Below are 16,160 nucleotides of genomic sequence, written 5' to 3'. Positions count from 1 at the left end.
CTTACTGCCCATTGTTAGCGGCAACAGATTGATGACTTCGCTGCATTTGCAACGCATCTTCTAGTTTTGCTCTTTCGGATCTAGCGGTACGGGTTAACCAGGTAGAGGCAAATACCCCAGATAGCGCCCCGACCATGCCGGCCATTGTTGGAATGGTGGCTTTAGACACGCCTGATGCCATTGACCGGGCATTACCCGAGCCCGAAATGGCCATCACATCAAACACTTCTATCATGCCTGTCACAGTGCCCATCAAACCTAACAGCGGGCATAACGCCACCAGCGCCTGAATAATGGGTACTCCAGTGGTTAACTTAAGGCTGACTCTAGAAATCATGGCTTGACGAATTTGTTCGGCATTCCAAGATTGGCGTTCACTGCGCTTACCCCACTTGGCAATCACCGCTTTTTTGTACTGTTTATGCGACACCAAAACGTACATGATGCGTTCTAAAATCATCAGCCACATCACAAAAATCAGGCCACCAATAATGAGCAGAACCTGCCCACCACTTTCGGTAAAATCACGGATGCTTTCGAGTATTTCAATCATGGTAAATTAAGCTTGGGCTGTCTGAGTTGAAGCAGGGTTTTGCGCTTCAGCACGCTCTGCAATCACCCCAGCGGCCTGTTCTTGCAACACAAAAACAATGTTTTTGCTTCGGGTATTTAAAATCGCGTATAACAAGGTCATTGGGATAGCAACAACCAAACCTAGTACTGTGGTTACTAAGGCAGTAGAAATACCTCCGGCCATGAGTTTAGGGTCACCTGTGCCAAATAAGGTAATGGCCTGGAAGGTATTGATCATGCCAGATACTGTACCTAATAAGCCCATTAATGGTGCCACCACTGAAATCACTTTAATTATGCTTAAGAAGCGCCCTAATTTAGGTATTTCACCCAAAATAGCTTCGGTTAAATGTAATTCTAATGCTTCGGTGTCGGCCGCAGGGTAGTCATCTTTGGCCTTCATTACGCGGCCCAGCGAGTTACTCGTTTTAAAGGTGTCAGATTTTAATTGTCGATTGACTTTATTGCCTTCTATCAACAAAGCAATAAATCGCCAGATAGCAATGAATAAACCAACCGCACCCACTGCTAATATGATGTAACCAACAGTGCCGCCTTGCTCAACCCGTTCTTTTAAACTTGGGGCTTGCACTAATAATTTTAATATGGAGCCACCCGTTGGATCTAAACCAAACTCCACTAGCTCGCCTTTTGACTGTTGCAACTCAATCGCACTGTTACCATAACGGCCTGCAGGTTGACGCACTAATTCAGACACTGAACCCGTTGTGGCGTTATAGTCTAAGTATTTACCCTCAGCAGTTAGCGCAAACGAGCCAACCCGCAACACCTCTTTATTGACCTTATTGCCACCTGCTTCGATTACCTCTGTACTAAAGTTTTTTACTTTGCCCGATTCAGTCATTTCACGTTGAATTTCGAACCACACACGTTCAATTTCTGCTATTGAGGCTAATTTAGAGCTAGCCCCCATAGACTGCGCCATCTCGTCTAAAAATTCAGCTCGTCCAGGTATTTGCGCTGAGATAATCGAATTTTGAAATTTACTTTTAGTGTCACCTGCTACTTGTTGCAATACCCCAAATAACTCTTTTAACGAACCTAAACGTTGGTTGAGAGCGTCGTTTAAATTGGCTAGTTTTACTTCGTTTTCTTCAAATTGTGTTTCAAGTGTTTCTGATTTGGCCAAGGCAGCATTTCGCGCTTGCCTAGCTTGATTCAACATGTGATCTTGCTCAGAACGCTTTTGTACAAACTCTTTCTCGCGAACCGCATTTTGTTGATTTTGCTCAAACTGACCTTGTTCAAGTTTTTTCAACAACCCATCTAAATCAAGGGCCTTATTTTCTTGCGCAACAATTGCTGATGAAGTTAAGCTCAAGCAAGTAATGAGTAAGGCTTGTTTAATCATTTTTTTCATAAAATTAGCGCCTTAATCTGTGATGGCTACGGGAAGCATTAATAGGTCTGGGGCCAATTGTTTTTTGGCCATACGTAAACCTTTGGTGACTTGGGTACGATATGATGACGGCAATGCTTGCCATTGACCGGTTTGTTTATTCCACGTGCCTTGTAAGCTGGCGTCACGAGTTTGATAAATTAACGCAGTACGCCCTACCCGTAAAAAGTCGACTTCGCGCTCTTGGCCATCAATAGTGTGCAAACCACTGTAAGCTTCTAGCGTTCGCCCATAATCCATTTCTACTTGGTAGGCTTCCATTACCCGGCGGAATTTTTCTGACGGCGCAATATCCGCTCTGTCCATCATGGCGTTTAAATCACTGATACGCTTGCTGCGCTCCTCGGGTAAAAACGGCATATCGAGTGCAACAAATTGCGCTAGGCCAGAGATCATACGCATCATTAACGGAGTGATTTGTCGCTCAATCACGCTTACTCCGTCTATTGAAGCATTTAGCTCGGCCATTTCTTGAGTTTGATTGTTAATTTGATTTTGTAGTTGAAGGTTGTAAACCTCTAAGCCAGTAATTTCTTTGTTAATGGCTTTAAATTGTTGCAACTTAGTGCCTATTTGCTCGGAAATGGCATTGATTTTTTGTTGCGACTTAGCCGCTGACGTATTAATTTCAGTGGCTTTATCAATAGCAGGCTGCAGCTCTTTTTGTTCTTGAGCTATGCTTGGCGTGGCCAAAGCGCAGCTAACAATAAGTGCAGCAGATAAGTTAGTCAGTCGTGTCATTCCTCAAACCCTATTTGTCGATAACAGTAAGTACTGCTATTTAAGAACTGGGCAGAGCATAAGACTTATATGTGACAAAAATATTAACGAGTTATGACAGAATAATGACCGCCAGATGACAGAAAAATGACAAGCTAGAATGCGTTTAATATTTAGTTTATTACTGCGAACTAGTTGCTTATTTTTAAAGGCGCTGTGCTGGACTTTTAGCTTAGCAGCGCCCCTCCAGTTAATCTGTAAAACTGACCATTAGAGTTTGCTTATCACCCATTTAAATGCTGGCAATACATTCCACTTCAACTCTAGCCGAAAGTGCCAACCCGCTTGCTGCAAGAGCGCTTCTAGCTGGATAGGGTTTGGTAAAAAAAGTGACATACACTTGGTTAAATTGAGGCCATTCTTTTATATCGGCTAAAAACACCGTACATTTTGCCACCTTACTTAGGTCAGAGCCAAAATGCTTAAGTGTGTTTGAGATATTTTGCATGAGTTGATGGGACTCGGCTTGTATACCACCACTGACCAATTTATTAGTTTTAGGATCGATTCCCAACTCCCCTGATAAAAACAATAAATTGCCAACTTGAGTAGCCTTAGAAAAAGGTAAATCAGAGGATTCACCTGGTATGTTTAAAAACTTAACAGGCTCTGCACTTAGCAGTTGAGTCGAAAACATCGCTTGGCTTACAACAATAATCAAACAATTAACTAACAGCTTCATATATTCTCCTTAAGACTTAAATTCTTGAGTATTTTATTTTTTAGGTTTGACCAACAAATTAAATACTAGCTCAATCAAAACAAATTCCGTCATGCTAAATGCTTTAATCAGCTCACTCTCCCTAGCTTGAAATAAAAAAGGTTCGAGTTGTTAAGCTCGAACCTTTGGATAACCGCTAGCTACAGGGGGTTAAAATTCGTAGGCATAACTTACGCTAAAGGAGGTACCAATATTACGGCCTCTTACCACTACGTCAGACTGAGTTACCTCTTGATCTTCTCCCAGTAAATTTTTGATTTTTACCTTAATAGTAGAATTAAAGTCTGGATAGTAGGTATAAACCGCATCGATTGAATGAAAAGGTTGCTCATATGCATCAGCTCGCCCAGCCACACCCGCAGCCAATATCCTCGGCCCAAACACATTGTAAACCATAGAAGCAGCATGCTCACCGTTGGCCGAGTCGTAATTGAGCTGCAAGTTAACCACATATTCCGAATGACCCGTGATAGGTTTAGTTGGATTGGTTAGGTTGCCTGCTAAACTCGGATCAATCTCTGCTTCAGACTCACTTAAGGTGACATTGCCCGAAGTGAAAAACCCATCAGCTAGATAGGTTAAGTCGTGTAACCATTCAACTTCGACACCGTAAACTTGTGCTGACTCGCCATTAATAAAAGTGGCTGAGTAATCTTCGTCACCAATTCGTAAAACCGTTTCTATAGGCGCGCTAATGTCTTTATAAAAAGCCGCCACTGAAAAGTTATCACCCTTTGCCGAATAGGACTCATAACGCAAGTCGTAATTTTTAATTGGACTACTTTGTAAACCTACCCGACCAAAAGTACGAATATCGGTTAATGGATCATAGTAGGTAACAGATACCACTTCCCTTAAGTCTGGGCGCACCACGGTTTCACCGTAACTGGCACGTATCTGGTAATCATTGCCCCCAACATAAGTTAGGGCTAGCGCTGGATAAAAATCCTTAGCCAAGATACTGCCGTCTTCAATGGTGTCTGCTGAGTAGGAGCTTTCTAAGTCTTCTTGAGTGAAAATTAAGCTTGAGCTACCTATAGAGGTTTGTTTGAACTCTTCATAACGAATACCTCCACTAACCCGCCACGCATTTTTATAAAATGCATCAAAAGATACATAAGCTGCATCAATTTTTTGCGCGGCAATATAGTCATCGGCATCTGGTGCACTTGGCTCATTAAAATCCACTAAAATACTTTGGCCGTTGATAAAAGCATCGCTTAAATAATCACTGGCAGCTAATGGGGAGGCACCGGCAGGATTCACCTCTAGTGCTAAACCTGTCTCATTATTTACCGCAAAGCTAGAGGTATTATAAATTCTAGCGCGGTCAGAAAAGTCGTAACCGGCTTTAAATTCTAAATCAAAATCTTTCACAGTTATAGGTAGCGAAAGATTACCTGAGTACGAATTAAGCCTGTCATCCATGTCGGTGAACGCATAAATTATGCGGTTGTCATCGCCAGTTATCTGCGAGCCTGCATAAGTACCATTTTGATAATTATCGCGAAACTTAAATTCTACATCGGTTGGAATATCGGTTCTGGCATGTGAACGAGTGTATTGCCAATCTGCACCTAATCCCCACCAATCTAAAAAGGTATGTTTTCCCACAAATTGAGAGACTTTTAGAGCACGCTCTTCGTTTCTAAATTGATGACTGCGGTTGGCTCTGTCATCTCCAAAAATGGTAAATAACGAACTCCCTGCTGGGCTTTGTAACACAGACACTTCAGATTCGTCTTCATTGTCGGCTAGGTACAGATTTGTCCATGACAATTCGTGCGCATTAATTCGATACCCTAAATTTAGCACACCGTTGTAGCGCTGTGACTCAGAAGTGCGCAAAGAATCCGTTACAGTATTAAAACAAGACTGACTGACTTGCTCGGCACTGTTTAACTCTTGTGAGCAAGTTTCGGCAACCACATCTTGGGCAATGACCCCAGTGCGAATGTCAGATGTAACCCAAGCACTATCGTAAGACACCGAAGCTAGGAACCCTAAGGTTCCGCCAAACACGTCTTCCTCAATACTATTACCAATATTGGCCTTAACGTTATAGGCCGGATCCAGTGAAGACTCTTGTAAATTAAACTGCCTGGGCAGGGCTTTTAATAAATCATTATTAAGCGCAATGGCTTGTTCTGAAATCGTAGCGGAATCTGTCGCTTCAAGGTTATTCATTTTAATAATATTGCTTGTACTAAAATCACCTCGGTACAAAGTTACAGCATCAGTTAAAAGTGAAGGAATATCACCAGCTTGATTACTGTAGGAATAGCCGTCTTTGGAGTTTTCGCCATAGCCAAGCCCTAATTCTAGGCCAGCTACAAACTCAGTTGGCACCGCTTTAGTTCGAATATCAATACTACCGCCACCAAAAGCCGCGGGCATAGCAGGCGAAAAAGCTTTTTGAACCGCAAGGCTAGATATGATACTCGAGGGAATAATATCCAAAGGCAATACGTTTCGGGTTAAATCTGGACTTGGAATAGCCGCACCATTTAAGCGTGCACTTGAATAGCGCTCACCTAAACCACGTACGTAGATAAATTTACCATCGACTAAGGTTAACCCTGTCACCCGTCTAAGGGCTGATGCAGCATCACTGTCGCCAGTTCTAGATAACTGCTCTGCCCCAAGAATGTCGGCCACAAAGGCTTGATTTTTACGCTCTTCGATAACGGCTGTTGCGCTACCTTGCAAACGTGAGCCTGTTGTCACTACCTCATCAAGATTTTTATTTTCATCTTGTTCTTGAGCGACGGCTGAATTGGTCAATACCAATAACCCAAGACTTACACTTAGGGTGAGTTTACTGAGTCTAAATTGCGTTTTCATAATTAAGATTCTGCTCTGAGACCAAAAAACAGGCGCCTTAACAGCGCCTACCAAACTAGATGGAAAAACCAATTAGTCGTTTTGGGCTGCTGCTACAGCGGCTTCTACCCATTGATACCAGGCCGATGAAGCATCTTGATCAGATACCGCGCCTATATAAGTAGCAGACTCAAAAAAGCTTGAGTCTAATGCACTTAAATCATTGGCTGTCACTGTGATATCAGTAGAAGCTGTGTCTGTCGCAAAATCATTGGCTAAGACAGCAGAGGATTCGGCAATGCGTTGACTATTGGCCGCATCAAACCAATCAGTAAGCAAGGTTCCCGACAAAGAAGCCGGCTCTTTGCCACTATTAAAGGTACCGTCTGCATCGTTAAACTCTGAGGCACAAGCCATAACTGAGTTATTAAAGGTAATTTTATCTGCTTGCTTTTCACCATCACTAGAAAATGAAATACAGCTAGATTGTGTGGCAACTTCCTTCACCATCAACACGTTGTAAAGGTTTGAGTTAAACTCATCATCTAACTTAAATGCAATAGAAGCATCGCCGTCACGTGCAGATAGGCCATCTGTGGTAATTACTGTCACATTAGCAATAGTGGGGTTTGAAGGCGCAACTTCGGCACTAGAAGTACCTTTAACCCCATCGGCTTCAAATCCTCCATTGCCCATAAACACTGTGGCACCTGTACGGGTTTCCACTGTGCCATGCTTAACAAATAAGAATTGTGCGGCACCTTGCCAACCTGCATCAAAATCGAACGCATCATCTTGGGTATCGGTAACTACAACGTGCTTAAGAGTGGTGGCCCCGCCAAAGATTTCAATTCCGTCATCAAAACCCTGATGTACGTGAATGTAATCAAATTCAGAGCCTGAGCCGACGGCATTAAGAGTAAGTGAATTCAAATCGTCGCCCTCTCCGCCTACTTTAGGACCAGAGCCTGCGTACCAAATTTTTGCCCACTTAATATTACCACTAGAGTCTGTGTTATCGTTGCCACCAAAATAGCTGGTTAAGCCTTCAGACGGAACGTTACAGGTTGCTGCAGCGCGCTCAGCATCAGTACATTGGTCTGTAATACCTTGCCCATTAATAATAATGCCGCCCCAATCTGCATATAGAGGACCTTGTCCTGCGTTGTCGAAACGGTCATAAGCTAAAGCTGAAGTAAAAGTAATAGGCTTAGACGAGGTTCCCACCGCTTGAATTTTTGCACCTCGGGCAATACGAATTATCGCTTCACCCGAATTAAAGGCTAAAACAGCACCGGGTTGCACTGTCATAGTTGGACCGTTAGCCGGCACACTAAAACCAGCTGTTGTGTCGCCATCTTCACCAATAAGTAATGCATCTTCAAAAAAATGTACGCCACCTGCTGGCAATTCAGCAAAGGTAATATTTGAGGTAATGCTTATGTCTTTGCTAGCGAATGAGTCGTTGTATAAACAATCTAAACCGTCGAATGTACCTTCAACCGTTCCCGCATCACTTTCATAACTTGCGCAACTCACGTCATCATTTGTGCTGCCACCTGATGAGTTATTTGAGTTATTAACGCTGTTGTCTGTGGTTGTACTGTTGTCGATAACGGTAGGTGTTACATTAATATCACCTCCACAACCAACCAATGCCATGGCTAAAACCAGTGCGCTAACATTGAAAGTATTTTTGCGTTCCATTGTGCTCTCCGTATGCGATAAAAATTATTAAAATTAAAAAACGCAAGCAGAGTAACCAACAGGCATGACAGTTTTGTTACATCATTTAATTGTCATAAAAGGTTCATTTTAAGTGGTTTTGACAGGTTGAATTAAAGCTTAAGTAATGTGTATTAAAGTTATTATTAGGCAAAAAAAAACCATAAATTAATATGGTTTTTTATAACTCAAAAAAGTAACAATTCAGTTTTTAGAACTTATGTTCAACGCCCGCGGCTAACCAAGAACTATCTGGGCTACCTTCTACACCACGGTTAGTAAACCAGGTATAAGCTTTAGTAGATTTACCAAGTTTATAGTCTAGGCCAAGGGTCATGCTGTCGTTATCGTCTAGAGTTTGTACTTGACCTTTAAGTTCAACTTTTCCTAAAGAGTAAGCCGCACTCATCATTGCCCCATTTTTCGATTCACCTGTGCTCACTGATTCTTGGTTGTGTAAAATCACACCCAGTTTTAAATCATCAAATTTTGCTTGAGCAGAAAACCTTTGTGAGTCGTAACCTTTTACATCAAAGTCGGCTGCAACTGAAGCAAACCATTTACCTTTCTTTAAGCTGCTATCGCCGTATACCAAAGACACAGATTGTGCGGCTTCGCCATCTTCACTACCTTCAGTAATATAAGACACGCCTAAGGTAAAGCCATTCACTTTTGGTGAAAGATAAGTAACAGAGTCACTCATACGATTTTCGCCTTTCCACAAGGCTTTAATATCGCCTTCGTAATCGCTGAATTGATCAATTTTACCTTGTGACTGTTTAAGCATAGTGTCGTTTCTACCTAGCAAAACAGTACCAAAGGCACCTTTTATTCCTAAGTACTGATTACGCGACTTAATATTGTCAGAGCCAGATTCGTTAGCTAAATCCACTTGCCATTCTAATAAATATAAAACTTCAATATCGTTGTCTAAGGCCAAATCGCCTTTAATGCCAAAACGAGAGGCATTACTTTTAACTTCTGAATAACGGCCTTCACCTTCGTCTGCAGATTGCACCGAGACATTAGCTTTTCCATAAACAGTAATAGGATCAGCAAAGCTGGTCATAGTCCAACAACTTGCAATCAAAACAACAGGTAACTTTTTACTGAATTTCATAGTTTTTTCTCAATTAAATAAGGCTCGATGATTAATGGCGCATCCCAATATTGCTTACATCGAATCTAAAATCATACCACTTACAATCTAACCTTTTCCTTTTGCTGGTGTGTAGCCAACTAATAGGTCAATTAACCTCATACAAGAACAGCTAAATTGTTCAATTAATCCACTACTTGTGATTTGGCTCAGTAGATGGGCTAGCTTGTATTTATGGGCAACACTCTATGACAGTTTTATTTCAAAAATATGACAGTGTGACATTTTTATGTAATTTAAATGAAAAATCTATGACATTTTTACTACAGACTCACCAAATAAGATGGGGCTTGTGGCATTCAATATGAGAGGAAAACAACAAATAGCAGGTATAAAAAAGCCAGACCTAGGTCTGGCTTTGATTATTTAGTGTAAAGCTAGCTTATGAAAAGATACCTTTAATCATAAAGAAGAATACTATAGATAAACCGGCTCCAGCAGGTAAGGTAATTACCCAAGATACCACTATATTTCTTACTACACCTAAGTTAAGTGCTGCTATGCCTCTCGCCATACCTACACCTAATACCGCACCTACTAAGGTTTGAGTGGTAGAGATAGGTAAGCCAGTACCAGAAGCTATAACTACAGTACATGCTGCAGCTAACTCAGCGGCAAAACCACGGCTAGGAGTAAGGTGAGTAATACCATTACCTATGGTTTTAATTACTCGGTGACCAAATAAGGCTAAACCGGCCACTATACCAATACCACCTAATGGCAATATCCACCAAACTAAGGCTGCTTTTTTACCAATCTCACCACCGCTTTCTACAATACTTACTACTGCAGCTAATGGACCAATAGCGTTAGCTACGTCGTTCGAACCGTGAGCAAAAGCCATACAACAAGCTGTTACTATCATAAGTACAGCAAACACTTTTTCAACGTTAGCAAACTGTGCGTCTTTTTGCGCTAATGGGTCTATTTGGATACGTCTAATAAATAAACTTCCCACTACCCCTACTAACACAGCAATACCCACAGCAATAAAGTAACCTTGGTCAGCTGGAATATCTAAACCAACGTGCTTAAGACCTTTTTTGATGGTCACTAGCGCCATAACAAAGCCTGCTAATGCCATGTAAAAAGGCACATAACGCTTGGCGTTTTCGAATGGTTTGTCGGTATCAAAAATAAATTTTTGCGCCGATTGGAAAATTAAGAAAGCAATAAATCCCGATATGGCAGGGGTTACAATCCAACTCCCCACAATACCACCTACTTTACCCCAAGCTACGGCATCAGCACTCACACCAATAGCAGCAAAACCAACTATGGCACCAATAATTGAGTGAGTAGTAGATACAGGCCATCCTAAGTAAGAAGCAAAGGCCAACCAAATACCCGCAGCTAATAGAGCTGAAATCATACCAAAGACTAATAATTCTGGGGTATCAACAAAGTATGCAGAATCGATTATGCCCTTACGAATGGTTGAAGTAACTTCACCGCCAGCTAAATAAGCACCAGCGAATTCAAAGATCATAGCGATAAAAATCGCTTGCTTTATGGTTAACGCTTTTGAACCTACCGAGGTTCCCATGGCGTTTGCCACATCATTTGCACCAATACCCCAGGCCATTAAAAAGCCTACAGCGGCGGCGATTACGATTAGAATAAAACCGTAGCTATTAATTATATCCATCTTTCAAATCTCTTAGTTGGCTAACATCAATTCAAGTCGAGAACCGACTCGTTCAGAAATATCGGCCAACTCGCCGACCCATTCTATAATGCTATATAAAAACATTACGTCTACTGGATTAAGGTCTTTTTCAAGAGCCAACAACCCGCGACGCAAACTAATTTGCAACCCATCAGTGTCGTCTTCGATTTCGTCTAAACGTTCGATCATGTCTTCTACTAAACGCACTTCGCGTCCTTTGAAGCCAGTTTCTAACAAATCGTCTAATTCATTTATTACCTTTTTAGCTTGCTCAGTTGCATCTAAACAACGCTTAAGATATTCCATGAATGGGGTTTGTAATTCTTCAGGCATAACTAATTGACGCCCTAAAATTCGCCCAGAAATGTCTTTTGCTTTGTTAGCAATTTTGTCTTGCTGAGTTAACAGGTCCAACACATCTTGACGTTGAATTGGCATAAAAATACCAACCGGCAAACTAATGCGAAGTTCTCTTTTAATTACATCTGCTTCTTTTTCAAGAGTAGAAATCGCTTTTTGTTGCTCTTGTGCGGTTTTCCAATCTTGGGCATAGACAGCATTAAAAAAAGGCAATAAACCTTGGCTACACTTGTGCACAAGGTTTATGTGGTCTTCAAGGGGCTTAAGTGGTGATTTTGCAAACACCCCCAAAAATGAATTTACTGGCATAATATTTTCTCTTCGTTGTAAAACAAGGTTAACGATAGACTATTTTGAGTATCCCTTACCCGAAATATCACCATCATATGTCAAACATATGGAATATGAATATTGCATACAAATGACACTGAAAACTTTACTTTTAAAAAAATTTCCGCGATAACAATAACTAACCTAGTTACCACGCAAATAAATCTTACATCTAAAACAAAATGGTTTAGGTTAATAAACAGAGCAATCGGCTCTTATGTATTTCACTCTATTACAGAAATGTGACACTTTTATGAAACCCATAATATTTACTTTAGTTGGCAAAGATAAACCCAAATTAATTAGCGATTTAGCCAAAACTGTGTACGCCATGGGCGGCAATTGGTTAGGCAGTAACTTTTCACATATGGCTGGCCACTTTGCCGGTTTTGTACACATAGATTTACCCGTAGAAAAACACCCAGAATTAATTGAAATATTTACCCAGCACCCTGATTTAAAAATTCATTTATTGCCAGGAGACGAAAGCCCAGTTGAGGCTCAGCGTACCGCACAGCTAGAGATTACCGGCAACGATAAAGCCGGCATAGTGCAAGAAATCACTGAAATTCTTAACCGCTTTAACCTTAATATTATTCAATTTGACTCGCGCCTAGAAAGTGCACCTAATTGGGGCGGAGAACTGTTTAAAGCCAAAGCCCTCATCAGTGTGGCCAAAGACTTTGACCTAAGTGAGTTACGCGAAGCACTAGAATCTGTAGCCAACGACTTAATGGTAGACATAGAAGTAAAGTAGTGTGATGTGCTGTTTATTATGAATGCTTAGCGATAAGCATATGATTTATGTCTGCGCTTTTTATCAAAAACAAGCTCTTTAATGACTGCGAGATTACCGCCCTAAATATTCGTCTATAAGTTCTGCTAGCTTGTCTTGTAAATGTTCTTCAAACTCGTCTAGCTCTTTTCCAAACACCTTCAGGTATTGTTCGGCTTTGTCGTGATCTAAACGTTTATTGTTGGTTTTGTATTCAGTTTCGGGCAGAGATTTGTCAAACCTTGGGGTAATAACCCAGCGCACAAAGTCTGAGTCTAGGCTAGACACCGCTTTTTTGGCGTATTTGCAAAAGTCTTTAATATGCTCGGCACCGTCAGGTCCTAAACAACCCGGCTCGACTCTAAAGGTAACAGTGAGTTTTTTAAACAAAGGTAATGGCAAATCGTATTTCAACATAACTAGGCACTTATCCTATGAACTGAGTCAAAATGATAATAGTTCAATGTTTAGATTTTTGATCGCTAAACCAGCCAAGCATAAAAATGCTTGGCTTAAGGTTGGCTCTTTAGCTTAACGTTTTAGGTGGCAGAAGCCTGATATATACTCTCGATTGAGGCATCCATCATGGCGTTAAAGTCTGTATCACTTTGTTTAGCACTTAGCCCCTCAGATAAAGCGCGAGAGAAACTGGCGATCATGCCATTGTTTGCTGCTAACCTTTGGTTGGCTTCGTCACGGGAGTAACCACCAGATAAAGCCACCACTTTTAGTACTTTAGGATGTGCGACTAAGTCTTGATAAAAATTAGTGCTTTCTGGCAAGGTTAGTTTTAGCATCACTTGTCTGTCGTCTGCTAATAGATCTAAGTGTTTTAAAATAGCAGCCTTTAACATAGCTTCGGCTTCAGTTTTTTGTGGGCTGTGAATATCTACTTCAGGCTCGATAATTGGCATAAGGCCAGAGTCTAAGATTTGATTAGCGACCTCAAACTGCTGTTTAACCACGGCTTCAATCCCTTGGGCATTTGCCAACTTAATCACTGAGCGCATTTTGGTACCAAACACTTGTTGTGCATTGGCTTTAGCTAACAAAGCATCTAAGTCTGGCATAGGTTTTAACAGCTGAGTGCCGTTTACTTCTGCCTCTAGGCCTTTGTCTACCTTCAAAAAAGGCACCACTTGTTTTACATTCCATAAATAACTTGAGGTGCTTTGACCTAAAATCTCGCGATCTAAAGTATTTTCAAACAAGATTGCGCCTAACACTCTTTCACCGTTAAAAACCGGCGAGGTGATAATACGGGTACGCATCTCATGCACTTTGGTGAACATCTGTTCATCACCCTGGTATTCTGATTCATCCACGCCGTACAACGCCAAAGCTTTAGGTGTACTACCACCACTTTGGTCTAGAGCAGCAATAAAACCATTGTTGTTTTTGATCTTTGCAAGCATATCTTGTTGAGCTTGTGATGCCATGTGCAACACTCCTTTTAATTGTGTGGTTAGCCGGTTAATTACCGGCTAGTTCGAACTAGGACATCAATGCCCTCTATACCAGAGCAAAAGCTCCTTAATGGCTAACTAAACTAGGGCTAGTTTTTTGCACGCGCCTCTAACATAGCAACAGCAGGTAATACTTTACCTTCTACAAATTCTAAAAAGGCGCCACCCCCAGTAGAAATATACGAAATCTTATCGCTTAATTGCCATTTATCTATGGCCGCTAAGGTATCGCCGCCACCAGCAATAGAAAAAGCTTGGCTGTCGGCTATGGCACGAGCCACCACTTCTGTGCCTTTGGCAAAATTGTCAAATTCAAATACTCCACATGGGCCATTCCAAAGTATGGTTTTAGCATTTTTTAATACTTCAGCCACAGCTTCTGCAGTTTGCGGGCCGTAGTCCAGAATTTGCTCATCATCTTGTACTTGATCTACCGCTTTTATCACAGCAGGCTCTGACTCTGAAAAGCTTTTCGCCACTCGTACGTCTAACGCTTCCGGGATATCTAACGAATTCATTAATCGTTTTGCTTCAGGAATAAGGTCGGCTTCGTGCAACGAACCACCTACATTGTAGCCACGGGCGGCAATAAAAGTATTGGAAATCCCGCCACCTACCACCAATTGATCAGCAATTTTAGACAAAGCATCTAACACAGTGAGTTTAGTTGACACTTTAGAGCCACCCACTATAGCAACCAAGGGCCTTTCTGGATTGTGTAAGGCTTTGCCTAGGGCTTCAAGCTCGCCTGCTAACAAGGGGCCTGCACAAGCTATTGGGGCATATAAACCCACACCATGAGTAGAGGCTTGAGCACGGTGAGCTGTGCCAAATGCATCCATAACGTACACATCACATAAGGCAGCGTACTGTTTGGCAAGTTGTTCATCGTCTTGTTTTTCACCCGGATTAAAACGCACGTTTTCTAATAGCGCCACTTCTCCTGCCGCTAGATCAACCCCATTTAAATAATTTTTCACTAACTTTACTTTTAACTGGGTGTGTTGTTGTAAGTAGTCAACAACAGGTTGCAGTGAAAACTCATCGGTATACTGGCCTTCTTCTGGGCGCCCTAAATGCGACATCAACATCACTTTGGCCCCAGCTGCGACTGCCGCTTCTATGGTTGGTAAAGATGCACGAATTCGGGCATCAGAAGTCACTTTGTGGTCTTTAATAGGCACATTTAAATCTTGTCTAATAAGGACTCTTTTACCCGCTAAATCGAGCTCTGACATTTTTACTATGGACATAATTTTCCTTATTACTTGTTCAACAACATTTTACTGATTTTTAAACATGACCTTAGCAGTGTCGATCATACGATTGGCAAATCCCCACTCGTTATCACACCAGACTAAGGTTTTAACTAACTGTTTATGGCTAACTCTAGTTTGGCTGCCATCCACTATACAAGAATGCGGATCGTGATTAAAATCCACCGACACTAACGGCTCTTCTGTGTAACCTAACAGCCCTGCCAAGCGCCCTTGCCTTGCTAATTTAAAGGCTTGGTTGACTTCATCTATGCAAACTTGTTTTTCTAAAGTTACGCTTAAATCCATTGCCGTTACATTGATAGTAGGTACTCGCACCGCTATGGCTTCAAACTTACCAGCAAACTTTGGCAAGATCCGCTCGATTCCTACCGCCAACTTAGTATCTACTGGGATAATAGACTGGCTAGCAGCACGGGTTCGGCGTAAGTCTGGGTGATAGGCGTCAATCACTTGTTGGTCGTGCATAGACGAGTGAATGGTAGTGATGGTGCCGCTTAACACATTAAATGCCTGATCTAAGGTTTGAATCACAGGGACGATACAATTGGTGGTGCATGAGCCATTAGATACAATTCGATCATCTGGTTTTAATTCGTGATCATTAATTCCAAAAATCACTGTGGCATCTAAATCTGCACTACAAGGCTGAGAAAACAGCACTTTTTTTGCGCCACTATCAAGATGCGCTTGTCCTGCTGCCCGGTCGTTATGTACTCCCGAACATTCTAAAACTAAATCAATATCTAACGCTTGCCAAGGTAAAGACTGAATATCGCTGTGATGCAACAATTGAATTTTGTCACCCGCCACCCAAAGCTGATCTTGTTGTAATTCAACCGCAAAAGCAAAACGCCCGTGCGAGGTATCGTATTTTAATAAGTGCGCTATGCCTTGTGGCTCGGCTAATTCGTTAATGGCCACAATTTGAAAATCACTGTTTCGCCCTGTTTCGTACAAAGCTCTAACAATATTGCGCCCTATTCTGCCAAAACCGTTTATTGCAATACGTATCATAACCGCGTTTTTTTCACCTTAAGCCTAGGCTTGTTTATTTTATCTGGGATAAAACAAAGGCGCTG

At 41.7% G+C, this 16,160-nt stretch carries 14 protein-coding genes; 1 reads left to right on the top strand and 13 read right to left on the bottom strand.

All coding sequences use genetic code 11. The features are described 5' to 3' along the window. Position 1 precedes the first annotated feature (1 nt). From ACVCDT_RS08985 to ACVCDT_RS08945, 9 genes are all read right to left on the bottom strand, one after another. Complete coding sequence (locus ACVCDT_RS08985) at positions 2-553, bottom strand: MotA/TolQ/ExbB proton channel family protein (RefSeq protein WP_447132433.1); 552 nt, start codon at positions 551-553, stop codon at positions 2-4. Positions 554-559: 6 nt separating this feature from the next. Then, positions 560-1,945, bottom strand: a complete 1,386-nt coding sequence (locus tag ACVCDT_RS08980; protein WP_447132666.1) for a MotA/TolQ/ExbB proton channel family protein — start codon at positions 1,943-1,945, stop codon at positions 560-562. 21 nt (positions 1,946-1,966) lie between these two features. Beyond that, positions 1,967-2,734 carry a DUF3450 domain-containing protein gene (locus ACVCDT_RS08975; RefSeq protein WP_447132432.1) on the bottom strand — a complete coding sequence of 256 codons (768 nt, stop codon included), beginning with the start codon at positions 2,732-2,734 and terminating at the stop codon, positions 1,967-1,969. Between the two features lie 271 nt (positions 2,735-3,005). After that, entirely contained in the window at positions 3,006-3,455 is a 450-nt protein-coding gene (locus tag ACVCDT_RS08970; RefSeq protein ID WP_447132431.1) for a RidA family protein, read from the bottom strand. Between the two features lie 189 nt (positions 3,456-3,644). After that, a complete protein-coding gene (locus tag ACVCDT_RS08965; RefSeq protein ID WP_447132430.1) occupies positions 3,645-6,338 on the bottom strand; it encodes a TonB-dependent receptor plug domain-containing protein in 2,694 nt (897 codons plus the stop codon). Positions 6,339-6,410: 72 nt separating this feature from the next. Then, positions 6,411-8,024, bottom strand: coding sequence for a beta-helix domain-containing protein (locus ACVCDT_RS08960; RefSeq protein WP_447132429.1), 1,614 nt, complete (start codon positions 8,022-8,024; stop codon positions 6,411-6,413). A gap of 229 nt (positions 8,025-8,253) precedes the next feature. Continuing rightward, positions 8,254-9,162: a porin gene (locus ACVCDT_RS08955; protein WP_447132428.1), complete on the bottom strand. Its 909-nt coding sequence runs from the start codon at positions 9,160-9,162 to the stop codon at positions 8,254-8,256. Positions 9,163-9,583: 421 nt separating this feature from the next. Continuing rightward, positions 9,584-10,849, bottom strand: coding sequence for an inorganic phosphate transporter (locus tag ACVCDT_RS08950; RefSeq protein WP_447132427.1), 1,266 nt, complete (start codon positions 10,847-10,849; stop codon positions 9,584-9,586). Positions 10,850-10,861: 12 nt separating this feature from the next. Next, entirely contained in the window at positions 10,862-11,539 is a 678-nt protein-coding gene (locus tag ACVCDT_RS08945; protein WP_447132426.1) for a TIGR00153 family protein, read from the bottom strand. 274 nt (positions 11,540-11,813) lie between these two features. Between ACVCDT_RS08945 and ACVCDT_RS08940 the strand changes: the two genes are divergently transcribed. Next, positions 11,814-12,317, top strand: a complete 504-nt coding sequence (locus ACVCDT_RS08940; RefSeq protein WP_447132425.1) for a glycine cleavage system transcriptional repressor — start codon at positions 11,814-11,816, stop codon at positions 12,315-12,317. 93 nt (positions 12,318-12,410) lie between these two features. Here the strand turns inward: ACVCDT_RS08940 and ACVCDT_RS08935 are convergent, their stop codons facing one another. From ACVCDT_RS08935 to epd, 4 genes are all read right to left on the bottom strand, one after another. Beyond that, complete coding sequence (locus tag ACVCDT_RS08935; RefSeq protein WP_447132665.1) at positions 12,411-12,749, bottom strand: hypothetical protein; 339 nt, start codon at positions 12,747-12,749, stop codon at positions 12,411-12,413. A 125-nt stretch (positions 12,750-12,874) separates the two neighbouring features. Next, complete coding sequence (locus ACVCDT_RS08930; protein WP_447132424.1) at positions 12,875-13,774, bottom strand: fructose bisphosphate aldolase; 900 nt, start codon at positions 13,772-13,774, stop codon at positions 12,875-12,877. 116 nt (positions 13,775-13,890) lie between these two features. Then, on the bottom strand, positions 13,891-15,054 hold the full coding sequence (locus ACVCDT_RS08925) for a phosphoglycerate kinase (protein ID WP_447132423.1): 1,164 nt from the start codon (positions 15,052-15,054) through the stop codon (positions 13,891-13,893). A gap of 30 nt (positions 15,055-15,084) precedes the next feature. After that, positions 15,085-16,095 (bottom strand): erythrose-4-phosphate dehydrogenase, encoded by a 1,011-nt coding sequence (gene epd, locus ACVCDT_RS08920; RefSeq protein WP_447132422.1) that lies wholly within the window; start codon positions 16,093-16,095, stop codon positions 15,085-15,087. Positions 16,096-16,160: the final 65 nt, after the last annotated feature.

The sequence above is a fragment of the Paraglaciecola aestuariivivens genome (assembly GCF_052983255.1).
This window is presented reverse-complemented; position numbering and strand designations above follow the sequence as displayed.

Excerpts from the sequence above, each read along its gene's own strand:
- ACVCDT_RS08985 (WP_447132433.1), bottom strand. The coding sequence starts at position 553 with ATGATTGAAATACTCGAAAGCATCCGTGATTTTACCGAAAGTGGTGGG.
- ACVCDT_RS08980 (WP_447132666.1), bottom strand. The coding sequence starts at position 1,945 with ATGATTAAACAAGCCTTACTCATTACTTGCTTGAGCTTAACTTCATCA.
- ACVCDT_RS08975 (WP_447132432.1), bottom strand. The coding sequence starts at position 2,734 with ATGACACGACTGACTAACTTATCTGCTGCACTTATTGTTAGCTGCGCT.
- ACVCDT_RS08970 (WP_447132431.1), bottom strand. The coding sequence starts at position 3,455 with ATGAAGCTGTTAGTTAATTGTTTGATTATTGTTGTAAGCCAAGCGATG.
- ACVCDT_RS08965 (WP_447132430.1), bottom strand. The coding sequence starts at position 6,338 with ATGAAAACGCAATTTAGACTCAGTAAACTCACCCTAAGTGTAAGTCTT.
- ACVCDT_RS08960 (WP_447132429.1), bottom strand. The coding sequence starts at position 8,024 with ATGGAACGCAAAAATACTTTCAATGTTAGCGCACTGGTTTTAGCCATG.
- ACVCDT_RS08955 (WP_447132428.1), bottom strand. The coding sequence starts at position 9,162 with ATGAAATTCAGTAAAAAGTTACCTGTTGTTTTGATTGCAAGTTGTTGG.
- ACVCDT_RS08950 (WP_447132427.1), bottom strand. The coding sequence starts at position 10,849 with ATGGATATAATTAATAGCTACGGTTTTATTCTAATCGTAATCGCCGCC.
- ACVCDT_RS08945 (WP_447132426.1), bottom strand. The coding sequence starts at position 11,539 with ATGCCAGTAAATTCATTTTTGGGGGTGTTTGCAAAATCACCACTTAAG.
- ACVCDT_RS08940 (WP_447132425.1), top strand. The coding sequence starts at position 11,814 with ATGAAACCCATAATATTTACTTTAGTTGGCAAAGATAAACCCAAATTA.
- ACVCDT_RS08930 (WP_447132424.1), bottom strand. The coding sequence starts at position 13,774 with ATGGCATCACAAGCTCAACAAGATATGCTTGCAAAGATCAAAAACAAC.
- ACVCDT_RS08925 (WP_447132423.1), bottom strand. The coding sequence starts at position 15,054 with ATGTCCATAGTAAAAATGTCAGAGCTCGATTTAGCGGGTAAAAGAGTC.
- epd (WP_447132422.1), bottom strand. The coding sequence starts at position 16,095 with ATGATACGTATTGCAATAAACGGTTTTGGCAGAATAGGGCGCAATATT.